This window comes from Puia sp. P3 (genome assembly GCF_050632245.1).
Lineage (GTDB): Bacteria > Bacteroidota > Bacteroidia > Chitinophagales > Chitinophagaceae > Puia.
Genome location: NZ_CP192583.1, coordinates 5147407 through 5164606, shown reverse-complemented (window position 1 = coordinate 5164606; position 17200 = coordinate 5147407). Strand labels below are relative to the sequence as shown.

At 52.8% G+C, this 17200-nt stretch carries 25 protein-coding genes and 1 pseudogene; 15 read left to right on the top strand and 11 right to left on the bottom strand.

Annotated features, from left to right (window positions below; genetic code table 11):
• Positions 1–62: 62 nt before the first annotated feature.
• Positions 63–1247 carry a hypothetical protein gene (locus ACQ86N_RS32305; RefSeq protein WP_431210631.1) on the bottom strand — a complete coding sequence of 395 codons (1185 nt, stop codon included), beginning with the start codon at positions 1245–1247 and terminating at the stop codon, positions 63–65.
• A 209-nt stretch (positions 1248–1456) separates the two neighbouring features.
• On the opposite strand from ACQ86N_RS32305, the gene ACQ86N_RS32300 reads away from it, so the two are divergent.
• Complete coding sequence (locus tag ACQ86N_RS32300; protein WP_431210630.1) at positions 1457–2446, top strand: GntR family transcriptional regulator; 990 nt, start codon at positions 1457–1459, stop codon at positions 2444–2446.
• 131 nt (positions 2447–2577) lie between these two features.
• On the opposite strand, the gene ACQ86N_RS32295 is transcribed toward ACQ86N_RS32300, so the two are convergent.
• On the bottom strand, positions 2578–3573 hold the full coding sequence (locus ACQ86N_RS32295) for a Gfo/Idh/MocA family protein (protein WP_431210629.1): 996 nt from the start codon (positions 3571–3573) through the stop codon (positions 2578–2580).
• A gap of 36 nt (positions 3574–3609) precedes the next feature.
• Between ACQ86N_RS32295 and ACQ86N_RS32290 the strand changes: the two genes are divergently transcribed.
• From ACQ86N_RS32290 to ACQ86N_RS32270, 5 genes are all read left to right on the top strand, one after another.
• Positions 3610–4272 (top strand): HAD family hydrolase, encoded by a 663-nt coding sequence (locus ACQ86N_RS32290; RefSeq protein ID WP_431210628.1) that lies wholly within the window; start codon positions 3610–3612, stop codon positions 4270–4272.
• The gene (locus ACQ86N_RS32285) at positions 4273–6297 is read left to right on the top strand and encodes a TonB-dependent receptor (RefSeq protein WP_431210627.1); all 2025 of its coding nucleotides are present in this window, start codon (positions 4273–4275) and stop codon (positions 6295–6297) included.
• Positions 6294–6662: a hypothetical protein gene (locus ACQ86N_RS32280; RefSeq protein WP_431210626.1), complete on the top strand. Its 369-nt coding sequence runs from the start codon at positions 6294–6296 to the stop codon at positions 6660–6662. The genes ACQ86N_RS32285 and ACQ86N_RS32280 overlap by 4 nt, the downstream gene beginning before the upstream one ends.
• Positions 6663–6666: 4 nt before the next feature.
• Entirely contained in the window at positions 6667–6843 is a 177-nt protein-coding gene (locus tag ACQ86N_RS32275; protein WP_431210625.1) for a hypothetical protein, read from the top strand.
• A gap of 122 nt (positions 6844–6965) precedes the next feature.
• Positions 6966–7172: a hypothetical protein gene (locus ACQ86N_RS32270; protein WP_431210624.1), complete on the top strand. Its 207-nt coding sequence runs from the start codon at positions 6966–6968 to the stop codon at positions 7170–7172.
• Positions 7173–7453: 281 nt separating this feature from the next.
• Here the strand turns inward: ACQ86N_RS32270 and ACQ86N_RS32265 are convergent, their stop codons facing one another.
• The 4 genes and pseudogenes from ACQ86N_RS32265 to ACQ86N_RS32250 form a co-directional block, all read right to left on the bottom strand.
• Complete coding sequence (locus ACQ86N_RS32265; protein ID WP_431210623.1) at positions 7454–7942, bottom strand: helix-turn-helix domain-containing protein; 489 nt, start codon at positions 7940–7942, stop codon at positions 7454–7456.
• A pseudogene (locus ACQ86N_RS32260) lies at positions 7842–8123 on the bottom strand (sigma 54-interacting transcriptional regulator); the annotation flags it as partial. The gene ACQ86N_RS32265 and the pseudogene ACQ86N_RS32260, both read right to left, overlap by 101 nt.
• Positions 8045–8389 (bottom strand): sigma 54-interacting transcriptional regulator, encoded by a 345-nt coding sequence (locus tag ACQ86N_RS32255; RefSeq protein WP_431217689.1) that lies wholly within the window; start codon positions 8387–8389, stop codon positions 8045–8047. The gene ACQ86N_RS32255 and the pseudogene ACQ86N_RS32260, both read right to left, overlap by 79 nt.
• A 35-nt stretch (positions 8390–8424) precedes the next feature.
• The gene (locus ACQ86N_RS32250; RefSeq protein WP_431210622.1) at positions 8425–8889 is read right to left on the bottom strand and encodes a response regulator; all 465 of its coding nucleotides are present in this window, start codon (positions 8887–8889) and stop codon (positions 8425–8427) included.
• Positions 8890–9236: 347 nt separating this feature from the next.
• Between ACQ86N_RS32250 and ACQ86N_RS32245 the strand changes: the two genes are divergently transcribed.
• Positions 9237–9620: a response regulator gene (locus tag ACQ86N_RS32245; protein WP_431210621.1), complete on the top strand. Its 384-nt coding sequence runs from the start codon at positions 9237–9239 to the stop codon at positions 9618–9620.
• Here ACQ86N_RS32245 and ACQ86N_RS32240 read toward each other — a convergent pair.
• Both ACQ86N_RS32240 and ACQ86N_RS32235 read right to left on the bottom strand, forming a co-directional pair.
• Complete coding sequence (locus ACQ86N_RS32240) at positions 9595–10272, bottom strand: two-component system sensor histidine kinase NtrB (protein WP_431210620.1); 678 nt, start codon at positions 10270–10272, stop codon at positions 9595–9597. The genes ACQ86N_RS32245 and ACQ86N_RS32240 overlap by 26 nt on opposite strands.
• 47 nt (positions 10273–10319) lie before the next feature.
• Positions 10320–11015, bottom strand: coding sequence for a CHASE3 domain-containing protein (locus ACQ86N_RS32235; RefSeq protein ID WP_431210619.1), 696 nt, complete (start codon positions 11013–11015; stop codon positions 10320–10322).
• A gap of 265 nt (positions 11016–11280) precedes the next feature.
• Here ACQ86N_RS32235 and ACQ86N_RS32230 point away from each other — a divergent pair, with 265 nt between their 5' ends.
• From ACQ86N_RS32230 to ACQ86N_RS32220, 3 genes are read left to right on the top strand one after another with little or no spacing between them, the layout of a single operon-like run.
• A complete protein-coding gene (locus ACQ86N_RS32230) occupies positions 11281–11517 on the top strand; it encodes a YtxH domain-containing protein (protein ID WP_431210618.1) in 237 nt (78 codons plus the stop codon).
• 2 nt (positions 11518–11519) lie between these two features.
• Positions 11520–11861 (top strand): hypothetical protein, encoded by a 342-nt coding sequence (locus tag ACQ86N_RS32225; RefSeq protein WP_431210617.1) that lies wholly within the window; start codon positions 11520–11522, stop codon positions 11859–11861.
• Positions 11862–11867: 6 nt separating this feature from the next.
• On the top strand, positions 11868–12131 hold the full coding sequence (locus ACQ86N_RS32220) for a hypothetical protein (protein WP_431210616.1): 264 nt from the start codon (positions 11868–11870) through the stop codon (positions 12129–12131).
• Here the strand turns inward: ACQ86N_RS32220 and ACQ86N_RS32215 are convergent.
• Entirely contained in the window at positions 12106–12387 is a 282-nt protein-coding gene (locus ACQ86N_RS32215) for a hypothetical protein (RefSeq protein ID WP_431210615.1), read from the bottom strand. The two genes, ACQ86N_RS32220 and ACQ86N_RS32215, sit on opposite strands and share 26 nt — an antisense overlap.
• 104 nt (positions 12388–12491) lie before the next feature.
• Here ACQ86N_RS32215 and ACQ86N_RS32210 point away from each other — a divergent pair, with 104 nt between their 5' ends.
• From ACQ86N_RS32210 to ACQ86N_RS32195, 4 genes are read left to right on the top strand one after another with little or no spacing between them, the layout of a single operon-like run.
• Complete coding sequence (locus ACQ86N_RS32210) at positions 12492–12677, top strand: hypothetical protein (protein WP_431210614.1); 186 nt, start codon at positions 12492–12494, stop codon at positions 12675–12677.
• Positions 12640–14307 carry a sensor histidine kinase gene (locus ACQ86N_RS32205; RefSeq protein ID WP_431210613.1) on the top strand — a complete coding sequence of 556 codons (1668 nt, stop codon included), beginning with the start codon at positions 12640–12642 and terminating at the stop codon, positions 14305–14307. Before ACQ86N_RS32210 ends, ACQ86N_RS32205 begins: the two co-directional genes overlap by 38 nt.
• Positions 14304–14471 (top strand): hypothetical protein, encoded by a 168-nt coding sequence (locus ACQ86N_RS32200; RefSeq protein ID WP_431210612.1) that lies wholly within the window; start codon positions 14304–14306, stop codon positions 14469–14471. Before ACQ86N_RS32205 ends, ACQ86N_RS32200 begins: the two co-directional genes overlap by 4 nt.
• Complete coding sequence (locus ACQ86N_RS32195; RefSeq protein ID WP_431210611.1) at positions 14468–14974, top strand: response regulator transcription factor; 507 nt, start codon at positions 14468–14470, stop codon at positions 14972–14974. The genes ACQ86N_RS32200 and ACQ86N_RS32195 overlap by 4 nt, the downstream gene beginning before the upstream one ends.
• A gap of 44 nt (positions 14975–15018) precedes the next feature.
• On the opposite strand, the gene ACQ86N_RS32190 is transcribed toward ACQ86N_RS32195, so the two are convergent.
• Both ACQ86N_RS32190 and ACQ86N_RS32185 read right to left on the bottom strand, forming a co-directional pair.
• Entirely contained in the window at positions 15019–15225 is a 207-nt protein-coding gene (locus ACQ86N_RS32190) for a hypothetical protein (RefSeq protein ID WP_431210610.1), read from the bottom strand.
• A gap of 516 nt (positions 15226–15741) precedes the next feature.
• Positions 15742–16833 carry a C45 family autoproteolytic acyltransferase/hydolase gene (locus ACQ86N_RS32185; RefSeq protein WP_431210609.1) on the bottom strand — a complete coding sequence of 364 codons (1092 nt, stop codon included), beginning with the start codon at positions 16831–16833 and terminating at the stop codon, positions 15742–15744.
• Between ACQ86N_RS32185 and ACQ86N_RS32180 the strand changes: the two genes are divergently transcribed.
• On the top strand, positions 16820–17197 hold the full coding sequence (locus tag ACQ86N_RS32180; RefSeq protein WP_431210608.1) for a hypothetical protein: 378 nt from the start codon (positions 16820–16822) through the stop codon (positions 17195–17197). The two genes, ACQ86N_RS32185 and ACQ86N_RS32180, sit on opposite strands and share 14 nt — an antisense overlap.
• Positions 17198–17200: the final 3 nt, after the last annotated feature.

Genomic DNA, 17200 nt, shown 5'->3' with positions numbered 1-17200 from the left:
ACGTATTCCTGGAGCAGGAGCCGCAGGCATTCGTAGCGCTTAGCTGAAAATCTCCGGTTATATTAAGTCCCCTGAAAGTAAGATTTATTCCGGTATCGGTTTGGGACCAGACGAGGGAGGTTGATCCGGAAAGCTTTGTCCAGCTTGATATCGTTTGTGTTGCCCAGCGTTACCACGGCGTTGACGGCTGTGAGCGGCCTGGTAAAGCAGACGGTGTTTGTGCCTGCCTGTTTGCGTACCATGCCGACGGGAAGGTCGTCTGGAGATGTGGTATAGTAGGATTGTGTAATTACGGGGAGCCCGTAATTTATGGTAAAGGGCTGTCCCTGCACTGTGGTATTAGGGTAATTGGCTGTGGGCGTCACCGTCAGCTGGTAAGAATTATTCTGTTGAAAGGAAATGCTGACGTTTGGATCTGTGGTCGTTATAGTTCTGGAGTTGTTGCCGGTAAATTCGGAGGTGCCTGGTCCTTGCAGGGTAAAAGTATAACTGGTGGCGCCGCATACGGGGTCGACGGAATAGCTGCTGGTTGTTGTCCCATTACATGCGGTGGGTGTATTTGATGCGGACCATGCGGGGGCAGTAGTAAAGGGCTGGACGTGCAGGCTTGCGGTAGTTGCGTAGGGGCAGGCATTGAGAAGAAGGGTCGTGCTGATCGTCTCGGTATTTATCTCATTGGCTGTGACGCCAATGGAGCTGCCGCTGGTGGGGAAGGTGTATGAAAAGTCGGTCGGCAACTGCCACGTTTGGGAATATGACCCCGCGGCGGGGACAAAGTTGAGGTCGCTTTGGGTAAAGCCGCTGGTGGAAAAAGTGATAGGGCTGGGACAGTTGACATATGCGCTGCCGGTCTGTTGAATATAAAACCCGATACTTTTTACCTGTACGACAAAGGCATTGGAGTTCATGGAGGTGTGCTGGCCAGAGCTATTAAAATAGGTGACTTTACAGGTGACGTAGAATTGATTACCTGTGATGACGATGTGGTTGGTAAAATCGGGATTCGTACCTGTTACCGTCTTTACAAGGTTGCCATTGGCGTACCAGTCGAACTCGGAAACACCAACATAGCCGCTGGGAATGTTATATTTAACTTCAAAATAGGCGTTGGTGCAAGGATCGATATATCCGAGCTGGCTTGCGGTCTGTTCGCCATTGTTGGTCAGTGCGAAAATAGTTTCATCGTTGGCGTAGGCGCAGGTAAAGAGGAAGATTTGCGTAAGTGCAATGAACAGAAATCTTTTCATGGTTAAAGTTTTTTGAGAGAATATTTCACTTAGAGATAGCCGTTAAATATAGAATATAGGCGCTGGTATTGGATTAAAGCAAGGTTAAATCTCTCTGCTGCTGTTTTGCAGTATTTTGGGTGGCAGGGACTGCTGCCCGACATTTTTAGTATATTTACGGTCAATAATGAAGCACGAAAACATATTCGACTGGATCCGGGTGGACGAGTTTGCGGCGACGCCGAAGTTACCTTCAGCTGACCAATTCGATCCTTAAGGCGATCGAGACGGGGAAGATCAGGAAGAATGATCTGATGCCTTCGATCAACGAGTTGAGTTTTGAGCTGGATATTTCGCGGGACACGGCGGAGAAGGGGTATAAGTATCTCAAGAAGATGGGAGTTTTGGGGTCGGTGCCTGGGAAGGGGTATTTTATTCAGAATACGGATTTTCGGCAGACGCTGAAGATTTTTCTGCTTTTTAATAAATTGTCTGCGCATAAGAAGATCCTTTATGACGCTTTTATTGCGAGTATCGGGGATTATACGCTAGTGGATTTCTACATTTACAACAACGACTTCAATCTTTTCAAGAAGCTGCTGACGGAACGGAAGGAAGACTACTCCCATTTTGTGATCATCCCGCATTTTCTCGAAGGCGGGGAGAATGCGCAGGATATCATCAATACGTTGCCTAAAGAGAAATTACTGGTGCTGGACAAAATGATACCGGGTATTACGGGAGAGTTTGCTGCGGTATACCAGAATTTCGAGCAGGATATCTATTCGGCGCTGGAGAAGGCGCGGGAGCAGTTGAGCAAGTATCATACGATAAAGCTGATCTTTCCGAGCTATACGTATCATCCGTTGGAGATACTGAAGGGCTGCAGCCGGTTCTGTCAGGAGTATGCTTTTGCGTATAAGGTGGTGCATTCGATAGCGGAGGAGCCGATCGGTGAAGGGGAGGTGTATATTAATCTGATGGAGGAAGACCCGGTGGTGCTGGTGGAGCGGATCATTTCTCTGAAGCTGGAGTTGGGGAGGCAGGTGGGGGTTATCTCGTACAATGAGACGCCTTTGAAGAAAATTATTTTGAATGGGATAACGACTATTTCCACGGATTTTAAGGAGATGGGGGTGATGGCTGCGCGGCAGATACTGGAGAATACGCATAGCCAGGAGGAGGTGCCGTTTTATTTGACGTTGCGGCATTCGTTGTAGGGGACGTGAACCGCGCCGGGGTTGGATGTGAACCGAGGGTGTGGGGACGTGAACCGCGGGTGTGGGGACGTGAACCGCGCCGGGGTTGGATGTGAACCGCGGGTTTAGAGACGTGAACCGCGGGTATGGGTTTATTCGGTTGGATATTTGACGCCGAGTTGGGTGCGGATGGTGTCCATGGTGCGGGCCATGAGGAGACTAAAATCAAAAGACATTTTGGGGCTTTCGATGAGGTGAGTGGAGACGCAGTTCATGGTCTCGCGGATCTGGTATTCGAAGCCGTTGATCATGGGTTCGAGCTGGATGAGGATGGGTTCCCCGGCGGCCTGGTCCCTATTGTTTTTGTGGATGGTGAAGCGATCGTTGCGGTACCATGGAGAGAGGATGTGAATTGCGGCGTGGGCGCCGGCGATCTCGGCGGTGAGGCCGGTCTGGCAGGTCAGGGTGCTGGTGATGACGGCGGAGCTGGCCTTCGGCAAACTGGAGGATGGCGTGGCAGGTGTCGTCGGCGCCGGTTGGCGAGAGGTGGCCGGCAGCGGTGATCTGCCGGGGTTCGCCGAGAAGATAGAGACAGAGGAAGAGGGGATAGATGCCGATATCGAGGAGGGAGCCGCCGCCGAGGCGGAGGTCGTAGAGGCGTCCGGCGGGGTTGAAGGCGGCGGGGAAGCCGAAGTCGGCGCGGATATAGCGAGGTCGCCGATCTGGCCGTCGGCGATCTGGCGGGTGATCTCTTCAGTGAGTGGGAGGAAGCGTGTCCACATGGCTTCCATCAGGAAAGCGTTATTGGCGCGTGCGGTGTCGACCATTTCGCCGACCTGGCGGGCGGAGAGGGCCATCGGCTTTTCGCAGAGGACGGCCTTGCCGTGGCGAAGGCAGAGGGAGGCGTGTTCGGCGTGGTAGCCATGGGGTGTGGCGATGTAGACGGCGTCGATGCTGGGATCTGCGGCCAGTTGGTCGTAGCTATCATAGATGGTTGGAACGTTGTGGGCTTCCGCAAAAGATTTAGCGCGGGCGATGTCGCGGGAAGCGACGGCGCCGAGGCTGGTGCCTTCCACAAGGGTCAGTGCGATTGCGAACTTGTTAGCGATCTTGCCGGGTCCGATGATGCCCCATGTAAATTGCTTCATGGCGTTAAAATTAGGGTTTATCTTCGTAAAAAAAGAATGGGTAAGTTTAAGGCTTTTGTTTTTGATTTGAACGGAACGATGATCAACGACATGGAATATCACAGTATCGCGTGGTATAATATTCTCAACGACGATCTGAAGGCTGGGCTTACGCGGGAGGAGGTGAAGAGTCATATGTACGGGAAGAATGAAGAATTGCTGGACCGAATATTTGGAAAGGGACGTTTTACGCCCGCAGAGGTGGAGGCTATCTCCCGAAAAAAGGAGACGAATTATCAGACCGCTTTCCGGCCACATTTGCGGCTGATCGACGGATTGCACGAGCTGCTGGAGAAGGCGAGCCGGCAGGGTATCCTGATGGCCATCGGATCGGCTGCCATCCCCTTTAATATCGATTTTGTCCTGGATAACCTGGAGATCCGGCGCTATTTCCCGGTGATCGTGAGCGCTAATGAAGTGGTTATCAGCAAACCGGATCCTGAAACGTTCCTAAAGGCCGCGGAAGGGCTGGGGCTAGCCCCGGGTGACTGTGTGGTGTTCGAGGATGCGCCCAAGGGGGTAGAGGCGGCGCTGAGGGCGGGAATGAAGTGTATAGTGCTGACGACGATGCATGATAAGACCGAATTCCTTTCGTATCCCAATGTCCTTGGCTATATTGCAGACTATAGGGACCCGTCGCTTGCCGAGCTATTTCAATAAATGGATTGGGGGCTGTTTAGGCCTGCTTTTTTCCTTCCGGCAATGGTGCAGGGGCAGGGGCGCTTTACCATTAGTGGTACTGTCAGGGACCGAAAGACGGGAGAGGTCCTGATCGGCGCTTCGGTGAGTCTGCAGGAAGTCGCGAGAAGCACGGTCCTCAGCAATGCTTATGGCTGGTTCGCGATCAGTGCTGCGGCGGGCAACTATCATTTGCTCATAAGTTTTACCGGCTATCCGACGGATACGGTACCTGTCGACCTGCACAGAAATATCCTGCAGCCGGTGGAAATGGACGCTGCGACGGGTGAACTGACGGGTGTCATAGTCAGCGCACAGAAGAGGAGTGAAAACATTTCCCGGCCATTGATGGGCGTGCAGAAACTGACAACGGATGAGATCCGGAATATTCCGGTGTTGTTCGGTGAGAAGGACGTACTCAAGACCATCCAGCTGTTGCCGGGAATACAGTCGGCGGGTGATGGCAACAGTAGCAGTTATGTGAGGGGAGGAGGAGCAGATCAGAACCTGATATTGCTGGACGAGGCGACGGTCTACAATCCGTCTCATCTGCTGGGCTTTTTTTCCACTTTCAACTCAGACGCTATCAAGGACGTGACCGTCTATAAGGGCGCCATGCCGGCGGAGTATGGCGGACGGCTTTCTTCGGCTGTGGATATCCGAATGAATGACGGCAATGACAAGGACTATCATTTCGGGGGCGGCATCGGCCTGATCTCGAGTCGGCTGAATGCGGAAGGACCCATCGTTAAAGATCAGGGGTCTTTTTCCGTCAGCGGCCGCAGAACCTATGCCGATGTTTTTCTCAAGCTGTCGGGGGATTCTTCGACAAGGCAGAACAGTCTTTATTTTTATGACCTGAACATCAAGGGCAATTACCGACTGGGGTCGCACGATCGGGTCTATTTGTCAGGGTATTTTGGAAGGGACAATTTGTCGTTTGGTGAAACCTTCGGTATCGACTATGGAAATGTTACGGGTACTGCGCGGTGGAATCACGTCTTCAACAGCCGGCTTTTTTCGAATGCTTCCTTCATCTACAGTGACTACAGCTATAAGATCCGGATCAATTCCAACAACAACGACATTCACATCACGTCGGATATCCGTGACTTCAATCTGAAGGATGACCTGCAGTTTTATGTCAATGCCGACAATAAGATCGATTTCGGCGGCAGCGTCATCCATCATACCATCTCTCCAGGCGTTATATCCGCCTCGCGGCAGTCCAGCTATAATTCGCTGTCGCTGCAGAAGAAGTATAGTCTCGAGAATGCCGTTTATGTCTCGCATGAGTGGTCGCCGGCGGAGAGTCTGCATATCAACTACGGGATAAGGGCTGGTGCCTTTTCAGTTATCGGTCCCGGAACGTTCTATACCTACGACGACGCGGGGAATGTGACCGACTCTGCGAAATACCGGGAGGGAAGGTTCGTGAAAACCTATGTCAATGCGGAGCCGCGTGTATCCGCGAGCTGGCGGCTGGATGCGTCGAGTTCTGTCAAGGCGGGGTACAACCGCAATACGCAGGTGCTGCATCTTTTGTCCAATTCTACTTCCGCCAATCCAACCGATCTGTGGATACCGAGCAGCAATAACGTGAAACCGGAGGTCGCGGATCAGGTGTCGTTGGGCTATTTCAGGAATTTCAGCGATGACCGGTACGAGTTGTCGGCGGAGGGATATTATAAGGCGATGAGCAATCAGATCGACTACAAGAACGGGGCGCAACTGGTGGCTAACGAGAATGTAGAATCGCAGTTGGTGTATGGTTCCGGCAGGGCGTATGGGCTGGAGTTCTTGCTGAAGAAGAAGGAGGGGCGATTTACAGGTTGGGTCAGTTATACCCTGTCCCGTACCGAGCTGAAGATCGACGGTGTCAACCGGGGCAGTGGTATCCGGCGAGGCAGGACAGGACGCATGATATCGGTGTTGTTGGGATCTACCAGGCCAGCCGGCGGTGGACCTTGTCGGGGACCTGGGTTTATTATACGGGTAATGCCGTGACTTTTCCCAGCGGGAAGTATCAGGTGGCGGGGCAGACCGCCTTTTTATATTCGGAGCGGAATGGGTACAGGATGCCGGCGTATCACCGGATGGATGTGGCAGCCACGCTGCAGGGTAGGCGATCGGCTGGGGCCCGGAGGGTAGGGGATGGTGTTATCCAGGGTGATGAAGGCGGTGTGACGGCGGGCGGGAAGAAGAGAAAGTTTGAGAGTAGCTGGACTTTTTCGGTGTATAATCTTTATGGGAGGGAGAATACGTATAGTATCGTGTTTCAGAATGACCCGGATGATCCGACGCAGACGCGGGCGCTGAGGTATGCCTTGTTCAGGTGGATACCGTCGGTGACGTGGAATTTTAAATTTTGAGTCAATGAAAAAGGGAATTTTGGTTGCGGGGGTACTGCTGGTGGTGGCGGGTTGTAAGAAGGTGGTGAGTGTGGAGCTTCCGGGACGTCCCCGTCGCAGCGGTCATCGAGGGGGAGGTTACGAATGCGGGGGCGCCGCAGGTGAAGATCTCGCGGTCGGTGCCTTTCTCCGCCAGCAATAGCTATCCGCCGGTGTCGGGTGCCGTGGTGACGGTGACGGACAGCAATAACGGGCTAATGGCGGTGCTGAAGGAGGCGGAAGCGGGGATGTATACTACGCGGACGTTCTCGTCGCCGCCGGGGCATGCCTCACCTGCTGTCCGTGACTGTGGGGGGACAGTTGTATACGGCGAGCTCGACGATGCCGAGGCCGGTGGTACTGGATTCGGTGAGTTTTGCGATGAATACCGATATCAACAATCATAAGGACATCAATGCGGTCCTGAATTTCCAGGATCCGCCGGGGGAGGCGAACTATTATCAGTTCAGCGAGTCGAAAGGGGGAGGCTGATCCCGGACGTTTTTGTGTTTGAGGACAGGCTTTCGGATGGGAGGTATATCCAGGAACCTTTGTTCAATGACAGTACTTATCTACAGAAGGGGGACCAGCTGATGGTGACGATGAATTGCGTGGACAGGAATGTGTACCAGTATTTTTTACAGTCTTTCGGGTGTAACGGGGAATAATGATTTTCAGACGGCGACGCCGGCCAATCCGGTGAGTAATATAAGCAATGGGGCGCTGGGTTATTTCAGCGCCCACACTACTCAGAGGGTAATAGTTGAGGTATATTAAGGTTGGTAGCTTTTGATCTTGTTGTATAGTGTTTTCCGGTCGATCTTGAGGATCTCGGCAGCCCGGGATTTGTTGTAGTTGACCTGTTTCAGCACGTTCATAATGGTATCGTATTCGGCCTGGGCGGCGGCGTTCTTCAGGTCGGTCTCCTTGTGTGCGATCGGGTGGTGCTGAATGGGGGCGGTCGTGGGCGCCTCGATCATCGGGTTGAAGCCAAAGCTGTTGGTGTCGACTATTTCCGCGGGCAGGACGCGGGAGTTGACGAGTCCGGAGGAGGTCAACAGCGCTGCGCGGCGGATGACATTGCGGAATTCCCGGAGGTTGCCTGGCCAGGGGTAGTTGAGGAAGATCTGCATGACGTCGGGGTCGAAGCCCGCAACTTCTTTATTGAGTTCTTTGTTGGCTCTCGAGAGGAAGAATTCGGCGAAGAGGGGAATATCTTCTCCTGCGCTGGCGGAAGGCCGGCAGTACGATGGAGAATTCATTAAAACGGTGGAAGAGGTCTTCGCGGAACTTGCCTTTGCGGTAGGCTTCCTGGAGGTTTTCGTTGGAGGCGACGATGATGCGCACGTCAGTCTCCATTTCCTTTACGCCGCCGACGCGTTTGAATTTGCGTTCCTGGATGACGCGCAGGAGGGCGGCCTGGATCTCGACCGAAAGGTTGGCGACCTCGTCGAGGAAGAGGGTGCCGCCGTTGGCGAGCTCGAAGCTGGCCTTCCTTGTCGTTCTGAGCGCCCGTGAAGGCGCTCTTTAACGTGTCCGAAGAGTTCGCTGCCGGCGAGTTCCTTCGAGAGGGTACCGCAGTCCATGGCGACAAAGGGCTTGTCTTTCCGGGCGCTATTCTGGTGAATGGTTCGGGCGATCACTTCTTTTCCGGTGCCGGATTCTCCATACAGGATGATGCTGTAGTTAGTGGGGGCGACGAGTTCGATCTGACGATAGAGCTCGCGGGTAGCCGGGGACTGGCCTACGAGGAAATCGTCGTCACCAAAGATCTTCCCGGCTTTTTGGATGGTCCGCCTGCGGCATTGGGCAGTGCGGTCGCGCGCGGGGCTTCGATTGTCCCGTCGGCAGATTGCTGGAGGGCCCTGCTGATGACGTTGAGCACTTCTTCGGGGATCAGCGGCTTGGTGATATAGTCGAATGCGCCGGCCTTGATGACGTCGACGGCAGTCTTGATATCAGAATAACCTGTAATAATGATAACGATGGCATAGGGGTCTATATTCTTGAGCTCTTTCAGCACTTCTCTACCTTCTTTGTCTCCCAGCCGGAAATCACAAAGGACGACGTCGAATTTGGACTCCTTGAATTTGGCAATTCCCTTGTTCCCGCTGTGGCTGGCTTCTGTTTCGTATCCTTTTTTCTGGAGAAACCGGCCCAGCAAATTGCACATGTCCATATCGTCGTCGATGATCAGAATTCGCTTCATAGATAGATGATGTTTTCAAAAATTTAAAATTACTGGAAAAAGTATAACAAGGGTGCGAACAGAATAACTCAATAATACTATACCAGTATATTCTAAAACCCTTGCCAAAATTTTACTACTCTAGGGAAAGGGTATTATACGAATGGGGTGGGGACTAAATTCCCCAAATTGGGGAGTCTTATAAGCTACAAGTTACAAAAAAACGGTGAGACCTGCGTATTAAAAAGCGGCGGAGAGCGAATTTTGTGCCTGATTCCGTCCTTTTTTGGTATGGCAATAAAATTGTAAATAAAGTGTTATGTGAAAAGGTTGAGTTACCCAAATTTGAAGGTTAAGAGGATACAACTATGATGACAGATAATAAAGTCCTGATTGTTGACGATGAACTGGATATATGCTATTTGCTGAGCGGGATGCTGAAACAGCGGAATTTTCAGACTGGTTTTGTGAATTCAATTTCCGCAGCAACTGCTGCTTTGCGGGAGAATGCTCCTTCCCTCCTGTTTCTAGATAACCATTTGCCGGACGGGTTCGGGCTTGAATTTATTCCTTATGTGAAGCAGAATTATCCTGAGATCAAAATTATTATGATCACGGCCCATGACGGGGCTGTTGAAAGAAAGAAGGCCTATGAAGGCGGGGTGGACCTGTTCATTGCCAAACCGCTGACCCGCAAGATGATCAATGATGCGATAGACAAGCTGTTTATGCAAAATCCAGTTGTATCGTAAACGTTGTTCCTTCTCCTTTTTTGCTTTCCAGACTGATCAGGCCGTTGTGGTTGAGGATTATGTTTTGCGTATTGGTCAGCCCCAGGCCGGTACCTTTTGTTTTACTGGTAAAATAGGGTTCAAATACTTTCGACAGGGATTCTTCGTCGAGGCCGGTACCGTTGTCGGTAATCGAGATAACGCATTTATTCTCCTTTGCCGTTGTCTTTAGCTGCAGGATACCCGCGCTCTGTTCCATGGCTTCTATTGCGTTTACGATAAGATTCAGGAAAGCGATTTTCATTTTCTCCACGTCTACGGCTATGTCACAGACATCGTCAGAATAGTGTTTGACGACGGTAATGTTTTTCAGGGTCAGCCGGTCTTTTGCCAGTTCGAGGGTTTCGTCGAGGAGTTGGTTGATGGAGATGCGTCTGTATACGAGGTCGGTGAATTTTGTGGAATTGAGCAGGTCGGTGATCAGGAGGTTGATCCGGGAGCTGTTGCGGCTGATCATCGTCAGCATGAGGTCGGTATTTTCGGTGGAGGAGCCATCGAGTTCGGCCTGCAGCTGTTCGACGGCGAGGTTGATATTGGTGAGGGGGTTCCGGACCTCGTGGGCGATGGTTCGGGCGATGCGGCCGGTGGCGGCGAATTTCTCGATGCTGCGCATCTGTATCAGCTGTTTGTTGGCGTCGTTGAGCTGCTGGATCTGTTCTTTCAGCCGGAATGCTGGTATTCTGCGATCTTGATGTCTGCAACCCGACGGCCTTTGTTCTCGTAGTTGTAGGTGTAGAACCCGAGGAGGGCCATGATAACGGCCATACCCAGGGAGGTCAGAATGATGTTGTTGAGGGTGCGGTAGCGGGTGCTCATGGCGTCCAGCCTGTCTCTGAGGCGCTGCTGTTCGCTGGTCTGGATCTGACGGACGACGGACCGTATATGGGTCATGATCTCCATGGCGAAGAACTCTTTTATCTTCAGGCTGTCGGTGAGCAGTTGTGGTTGCTGACGGTAGAGGTTTAGGCTTTGTTCCATGACCTGGTATTTTTTGTCGATGAGGCGCCGGAGAGAAGCAATTTCGTAGTGTTCGGCCTGGTCGGCGGCGGTCTCCCGGAGGAGCAGGGTGTAGCTGCTGTCGACGGCGCTGCGGCTGGATTCGTAGGGGACGATAAAATGATCGTCGTTCATGAGCAGGTAGCCCCGGAAGCCGGACTCTGCGTCTTTCAGGGAGGAGAACAGGGCTTCCACGTCGGTGATTATTTTATTGGAGTGGTCGACGAGGCGGGCCTGTTTCAGCAGTTCGGAATTAGCATATAGTGTCAGAAGGTAGGAGGATAGCAACAGGAAAAATGCCGTCCCGTATCCCACGCGAATCCGCAAGTCGATCGCAAATTTCTTGATTGCTGTTTTCATGTTTTCAATGGTAGTACAGGTATGGTAACCCGGCCGGTCGTGTCCTTTATGCCTGTATTCCGCACCGTAAAGATCGGGATAAAATACACAAAGATAGTCATGTTTCGGTAGGAGGATGGAGGCGTAGGCGAGCGATGTCCGGGACAGCGGTCTTGCTCATATTGTAGAATATTTTTCACAATTCAACCGTGGGAGACGGAAACTGCCCCGTACGCGAAACTGGCAAGGATTTTTGGATACAATCCATGAACAAAAAATCAAAGTTATGAGCAACAACTCCAAGTTAATGATCGGTTTTCTCGTGGGCGCAGCAGTAGGCGGCGCGTTAGGTCTGTTATTGGCTCCGGACAAGGGTTCCGAGACCCGCAGGAAGATCATCGAGACGGGAAATGATCTGGGTGATTCACTTGCCGGGTTTGGTGACTCTGTGAAGGATAAGTTCAATGAGGTTGTGGACGGGGTGAAGGGCAGCTTCAGCAAGACAAAAAACTCGATGTCCTAGCCATGGAAGAGCAAACAACGGATATCGACAACCTCCTTTCGGACGCGGGCGATTATATCGAGACGAGGACTACGTTGTGGAAGCTGAAGGCGATAGAAAGCCTTTCCGATGTTAGCGGGGAGCTGGTATCCGGGCTGGGGATGATCGTTATAGGCTCGTTTGTGATCATTATCTTCAGTATCGGTCTGGCTCTGCTGATAGGAGACTGGGTGGGGAAAAGCTACTATGGATTCTTTATTGTTGGCGGGATGTATGCCATTATCGCCGCCGTGCTGTATGCCCGGCGTGGGCAGTGGCTGAAGGAGCCCTTTAGTAATATGCTGATCAGGAAGATCCTAAAATAGAACGGCATGGGGAAGATCACTACACTGGATGAACTGAGGGAGGAGATACGTACTCTGGAGCACCAGAATTACGTCAATGAACAGCATATGCGTATGAGGGTTAGCCAAATCGCGGAGCGGTTCAAGCCTTCGAATATTCTAAAGAATCTGTGGGCGCATTTTTTCGGCGGTCCGGCTGATGTAAAGACGAGCCTGTTCAAGATGGCGGCGGGTATTGCCACCAGTGTTATCGTTAAAAAATTCTTCAGGAAAGGTAAAACTCTGAATTGATCGGCAGGGTTTCGCGGAGAAATTCGAGACGTTTCTCATCACCTTTGCTTTTTAAATAGGCAAAGACGTGGTGCAGGAGCGTTTTGTATATAAAGACGCCTTTGCGGGGTTCCTGGTCGAAGATTGCCGATTTCTCCCAGAGTTCGGCGATGACCGACATGGTAAGGGTGTCCAGCGCCTGCCGGTCGGGCAGGCGGGTGAGCCTGGAAATGGCGGCGAAGATACTTGGGTAGTAAAGGTCAGTCAGCTCTTTCAATGATAGAAAGTTAGAGCACTCTCCCGCCCTATACAAAAAGTATAGAACTTTCCCCATATGTGTATTGAACAAGTACTATATTTGAGATGATGCGCTTATTCTCAATGCGAAGGCTACTGTTCCCTATCTGCCTGGTGGTCCTGTTTGGGGGCTACGTTCAGGCCCAACCGGCAGACAGTAAGAAACTACATCTGGACGATCTTTTTAACCGGTGGCATTCGGGCTTGCTGCGGGACACCGACTATTTAAGGGGTGGATTCGATCGCGCCGCTGCTGGCGAAGGCGGATAGTCTTCCGGAATGGCTGGCGAATTACCGGCAACTGGCTTTTGCAGACAGCGGTCGGGGGAAATACAGGGCGCAATACTACACTTATCTGGCTATCAACGCGTATAATCTCAATCAGTTGGGGAAGGCTATCTACTATTCCGAGAAGAACAATGAAGAACGGACCCGGCTGGGGCAGTTCGAGAAGGGTGGGTTTTCGCATGGGGATCTGTTTGCGCTGACGGTGCTGGCCAATAACCACGACTATAACAGGGTTTTTGCCAGGTATGCGGCTCTCAGGCCTGCCCTGATGGAGCTGCCTTCCGCCATTCCGAGGGGAAATGCGAGTCCTGAACAGGTGTTTGTTGCGATGAGCATTCTCCAGTCTGTGAACTATGCAGCCTGCCGGAGCGGGGACACGATGCGGGCGAAGGGGCTGGTCGGACTGATGGATAGCGTGATGGAGGCTGTGGCCGGCTTCCCGGCCAAGTACAGGGACTACCGCCTGTTGTATGACTATATCGGGCACGATGTCTATTACGAATATAACAGGCTGCTCGGTCGGTGGGTAGCGGCGAGAGACAGTCTACTGGCGGCCATCCGGGATGTCAATACCAAAGGATTTCGTCCGGCACTGCAGCCTTCTTATCGCGAGGGGGCGTATTCGGAGGCGGTCGATCTTTATTTTATAATGAAGAACAGCGATAGCGCCAGGTATTATCTGTCGCTGTTAACGGATGGGGATGGCAAGGTGCGGTATTCTTCGCTTGACCCTGCTGTGGTGCCGGAGGCACGAAGCCGGATGCTGGCGGAAGAGGGGCGTTATGCCGAAGCCTATGGCGAGCTGCGAAAAGTATATCGGCTGCGGGATTCCGCGTATTATACGGTCAGCGCCGACAAGGACAACAATCTCTATGCGCTGGCGGAGGCGGAGAATGCACGGTACGAGCTCGTTCGTCTGGATGAGCAGAAGCGGGCGGCGGATAAGTCGACGCTGCTGCTGTTCTCGCTGACCGGATTGCTGTTGGTTGGCGGTGTGGCCGGGTTTTTTGTTTATCGGTCGACGCAGCAGCGGCGGCTGCTGGACCTGCGTTTGCAGCTGGCCCGCAATTTTCACGACCAGATAGGCCCTATGGTTTTATATGCCAGTGTGCTGGCGAAGAAGCGTGGGGATGACGAGATGCGGGAGCATATCTCGATGATCATGGATGCGGTCCGGGATATCTCGCATGACCTGAAGTCGTCGCAACTGGGCACGGTGGGTTCGTTTGGAAAGGAGGTCTCGGGGTTGCTGGAGAAGGTGGAGGCGGCGACGGAGATCGGTTATTCATTGAATGTGAGCAATGGGGGCCAGATACTGTCGTATGGTCAGCTGACCCAGCTGCAGGCGATAGTGCAGGAGCTGATCAGCAATTCCATCAAGCATGCGGAGTGCCGGAGGATCACGGTGAGGCTGGGCGTAGAAGGGAGGAAGCTGCTCCTTTATTATTCCGACGACGGGGAGGGGATCAATCCCGGTCTTGCGGGTGGTTTCGGAGGAGGGATTGGATTAAAGAACATGGAGGAACGGGTGAAACTGATCAACGGTAGTTACAGGCTGAACAACCACTGGCCAAAGGGGTATTCGGTCGATATAACAGTCCCATTAGTATGAATCCACTACCAAAGAAATATCATTCCCTATTGGTGATAGACGATCATAATATGATCATCAACGGGATCCGGCTGCTGATAGGAGAGCAATTCGGGGTTTTTACCATGCGAATGACGGGGCTGCGGGTATCGCTCTGGCGATCGAGCATCAGCCACGGCTGGTGATCGTGGATCACGTGTTGCCGGATCGCAGCGGGGATGCGATCGTGAAAGAGGTGAAGTATCATTGTCCGCGGACGAGGATCATGGCGTATTCGTTCAATGGTTATCCGGCCGCAGTGCTGAAGATGTTCGAGGCGGGGGTCCACGGGTATGTGATCAAGAGTGAAGACGATACGGAGTTCAGTAGGGCGGTGGAGTTCCTGCTGGAAGGAAAGGACTATTTCTGTAAGGAGGCGAGGAATCATATCATACACCGGGTCTTTCCGGAGGAGCAGCATAGCCGGCTGATCGTGGCGAATACGGGTTTTTCGGCGCGGGAGATAGAGATCATCCGGCTGGTTTGTCAGCAGAAGACGGCGCGGGAGATCAGTGAGATGGTCTACCTGTCCGAGAGGACGGTGGAGCAGTACAGGAGTAATATATCGAAAAGAATCGGGGCCCGGAATGTAGCGGGGATCATCCGGTTTGCGTTGCAGAATGGGATTATTGATTTGAGAGATCTTTGATGGGGGCCGGAGCCCGGATAAGGGGGGCAGGTCGGTGGGCTGGATCAGGGTGTTGGGTCGTCGTTCTTTTCCGGGATGATAGATTCGTAGAATGCGGGGTCGATGAGCAGGGTGTTTTGGAGGTGGTGGATGTGTTCGTTGGCTCCTTTTTCTGGAGGAAGTCGAGGACGTGGCGGAGGAGTATCTTGTAGACATAGGCGGGGGGCGGACCTCGCCGAAGAGGTCTTCGTTGTTTTGCCAGAGGTCGACAAAGACTTTTACGGTAAGGATCTCCAGCTCTTTTTCGTCGGCTGAGCCCGCGAGGGTGCGGATGGCCGAGAAGATGGAGGGGTAGTAGAGGTCGATGAACTGTTCAAATAAAGAGGTACGATCAGTTGGGTTCATTCCAGATAGATTTAATGGTAATGGTAATAGTAGTCAGAGCCGGTGGGGGAAATGTAACCTTGCGCCCCCAAAAAAATTTTTTTTGGGGGGGAGGGATCGTGACGGGGATCAAGATTTGGGGGTCAACGGGGGCGGAAACCGTTTGTGGTACATATTTTGTGGCAAGTTAGTGACTTATATACCCAATACATATAAACAAGCTTACTCCTGTGATTAACCAAAAAGAGTAGCCCGTTTGAATCTGAGCAGAAACTAAGACATTGGCAGATGCCTGTCACATCAAGTTAGGTAACGTAGGGACGACCCGCCACTACGTTACCTTTTTTATTTTGGGGGCGGGGCCGCGGGGAGAACTTTTTGGGATGGTCCTGGATTAGGGTGTTTTATTTTGTTGGAGAGGGGGTGGCGGCGAAGAGGGTCCAGGGGTAGGATCTCATGTCGCGGAGGTAGCCGGCCTGCCATTTGAATTCGGGGTGTAGCTGAAGAAAGGGGTTTACCAGGAAGTCGTCGCCGTTAGGGTTCCCCATATGAGCCCAGAATTTGAGGTCCTTTGCGAGGGCTGCGGTTGTGACTTTTCCCCTGGACGGTTCCTCCGGGGTAGAAGGGGGCCAGCCCCATTCGGGGCAGCCTTTGGGGTCGGTGTCGACTTTGCCGGCGATGACGCAGCGGCTGGCTTCGCGGGCTTTGGTAAGTTCGTTGTATGAGTCGCCTTCAATTGTTTTGCCGGTTTCCGCGTCTATTTTTCCTTTGTAGTTGCTGGTGAGTTGTTCCCAGCGCCGGCGGCGGCTGTTGGGGGAGTTGGTACTATCGGCTGGACTGAAGGTGGTCTCCCGGGCGATGAGTTCGGGGTCGCTGGGGAAGTTGGAGCCGGTGTAGATGCCGTCTGTTGTGCGCCATACTCTGTGGACCTTCAGGCCGAGTTCGAGGCGGGCTATTTCGTTGGTCTTTGTGTCGCCGACGAGCCAGTCGTTGGCGTATCCTCCGTTGTTGCCGGTGGTCATGATCTTTACGAATTCGTCGATGGAATTGGCATATTGTGCGGCTTTACGGGCGCGGACGAATTCGGGGATGCCGTCGGGGTCGAACCCTTTGAACTGGGTGATGGTCGTTTCGGTGATGAGGATGCCGCTGCCGGTGACGACGAAGTCATCGCCGCTGTGGATGAGACCGGGCATCATGTCCATGAAGAGGCGGTTGCCTTTTTGGGGGACGATATCGGCGATGACGTTCCAGCGTTCACCGAGAATGTAGTCGGTCCAGTTGTTGTGTCCGATGGCAATTTTACCGTCGGCGGTATAGCTGCCGGTGGCGATGAAGCCGCTGCAGTTGCCGGGGGCCTTGTTGTCGGCGGCGCCGGGGTGTGTTTTTTCGGCCATCCATGGGACGTAGTACTGGGCCAGCTCGATGTTGCCGTTGAGGACTACCAGGTCGTAGACGTCGTATGTTTTGCCTTTTGCTTTAATGGCCTTCGGCAATGCCGGTGAGTTCGTCCTGGTATTCTTTGTCGATCTTATTCCAGAACATTTTTTTTACGGCTTCATGGTAGAAGGACCAGTCTTTTCCGGAATTATGGGGGAGGAAGTGCTGCATGGTTTTGATGAGGTCGTCGATCTCGGCGGAGAGGAGGTAGCCGTGCTGGAAGCCGATGTCTTTTGGGGAGCCCTCGAGGTGGACGTAGATCCAGCCTGCGCTGTCGTGGCGGGAGGATTTGATGAGGCTGGGGTTGGGGGAGGAATGGCCAGTGCCGGGTGTTGGCGCTTTGCGCGTGAATGGCGGTTTGCGCGTGCATGGTGGCGGCGCACAGCAGGGCTGTGCCGAGTGCAGTTAATTTTCTCATAGTAT

Excerpts from the sequence above, each read along its gene's own strand:
- ACQ86N_RS32305 (WP_431210631.1), bottom strand. The coding sequence starts at position 1,247 with ATGAAAAGATTTCTGTTCATTGCACTTACGCAAATCTTCCTCTTTACC.
- ACQ86N_RS32295 (WP_431210629.1), bottom strand. The coding sequence starts at position 3,573 with ATGAAGCAATTTACATGGGGCATCATCGGACCCGGCAAGATCGCTAAC.
- ACQ86N_RS32290 (WP_431210628.1), top strand. The coding sequence starts at position 3,610 with ATGGGTAAGTTTAAGGCTTTTGTTTTTGATTTGAACGGAACGATGATC.
- ACQ86N_RS32285 (WP_431210627.1), top strand. The coding sequence starts at position 4,273 with ATGGATTGGGGGCTGTTTAGGCCTGCTTTTTTCCTTCCGGCAATGGTG.
- ACQ86N_RS32275 (WP_431210625.1), top strand. The coding sequence starts at position 6,667 with ATGAAAAAGGGAATTTTGGTTGCGGGGGTACTGCTGGTGGTGGCGGGT.
- ACQ86N_RS32270 (WP_431210624.1), top strand. The coding sequence starts at position 6,966 with ATGCCTCACCTGCTGTCCGTGACTGTGGGGGGACAGTTGTATACGGCG.
- ACQ86N_RS32265 (WP_431210623.1), bottom strand. The coding sequence starts at position 7,942 with ATGAATTCTCCATCGTACTGCCGGCCTTCCGCCAGCGCAGGAGAAGAT.
- ACQ86N_RS32250 (WP_431210622.1), bottom strand. The coding sequence starts at position 8,889 with ATGAAGCGAATTCTGATCATCGACGACGATATGGACATGTGCAATTTG.
- ACQ86N_RS32245 (WP_431210621.1), top strand. The coding sequence starts at position 9,237 with ATGATGACAGATAATAAAGTCCTGATTGTTGACGATGAACTGGATATA.
- ACQ86N_RS32240 (WP_431210620.1), bottom strand. The coding sequence starts at position 10,272 with ATGCGCAGCATCGAGAAATTCGCCGCCACCGGCCGCATCGCCCGAACC.
- ACQ86N_RS32235 (WP_431210619.1), bottom strand. The coding sequence starts at position 11,015 with ATGAAAACAGCAATCAAGAAATTTGCGATCGACTTGCGGATTCGCGTG.
- ACQ86N_RS32230 (WP_431210618.1), top strand. The coding sequence starts at position 11,281 with ATGAGCAACAACTCCAAGTTAATGATCGGTTTTCTCGTGGGCGCAGCA.
- ACQ86N_RS32225 (WP_431210617.1), top strand. The coding sequence starts at position 11,520 with ATGGAAGAGCAAACAACGGATATCGACAACCTCCTTTCGGACGCGGGC.
- ACQ86N_RS32220 (WP_431210616.1), top strand. The coding sequence starts at position 11,868 with ATGGGGAAGATCACTACACTGGATGAACTGAGGGAGGAGATACGTACT.
- ACQ86N_RS32210 (WP_431210614.1), top strand. The coding sequence starts at position 12,492 with ATGCGAAGGCTACTGTTCCCTATCTGCCTGGTGGTCCTGTTTGGGGGC.
- ACQ86N_RS32200 (WP_431210612.1), top strand. The coding sequence starts at position 14,304 with ATGAATCCACTACCAAAGAAATATCATTCCCTATTGGTGATAGACGAT.
- ACQ86N_RS32180 (WP_431210608.1), top strand. The coding sequence starts at position 16,820 with ATGGCCTTCGGCAATGCCGGTGAGTTCGTCCTGGTATTCTTTGTCGAT.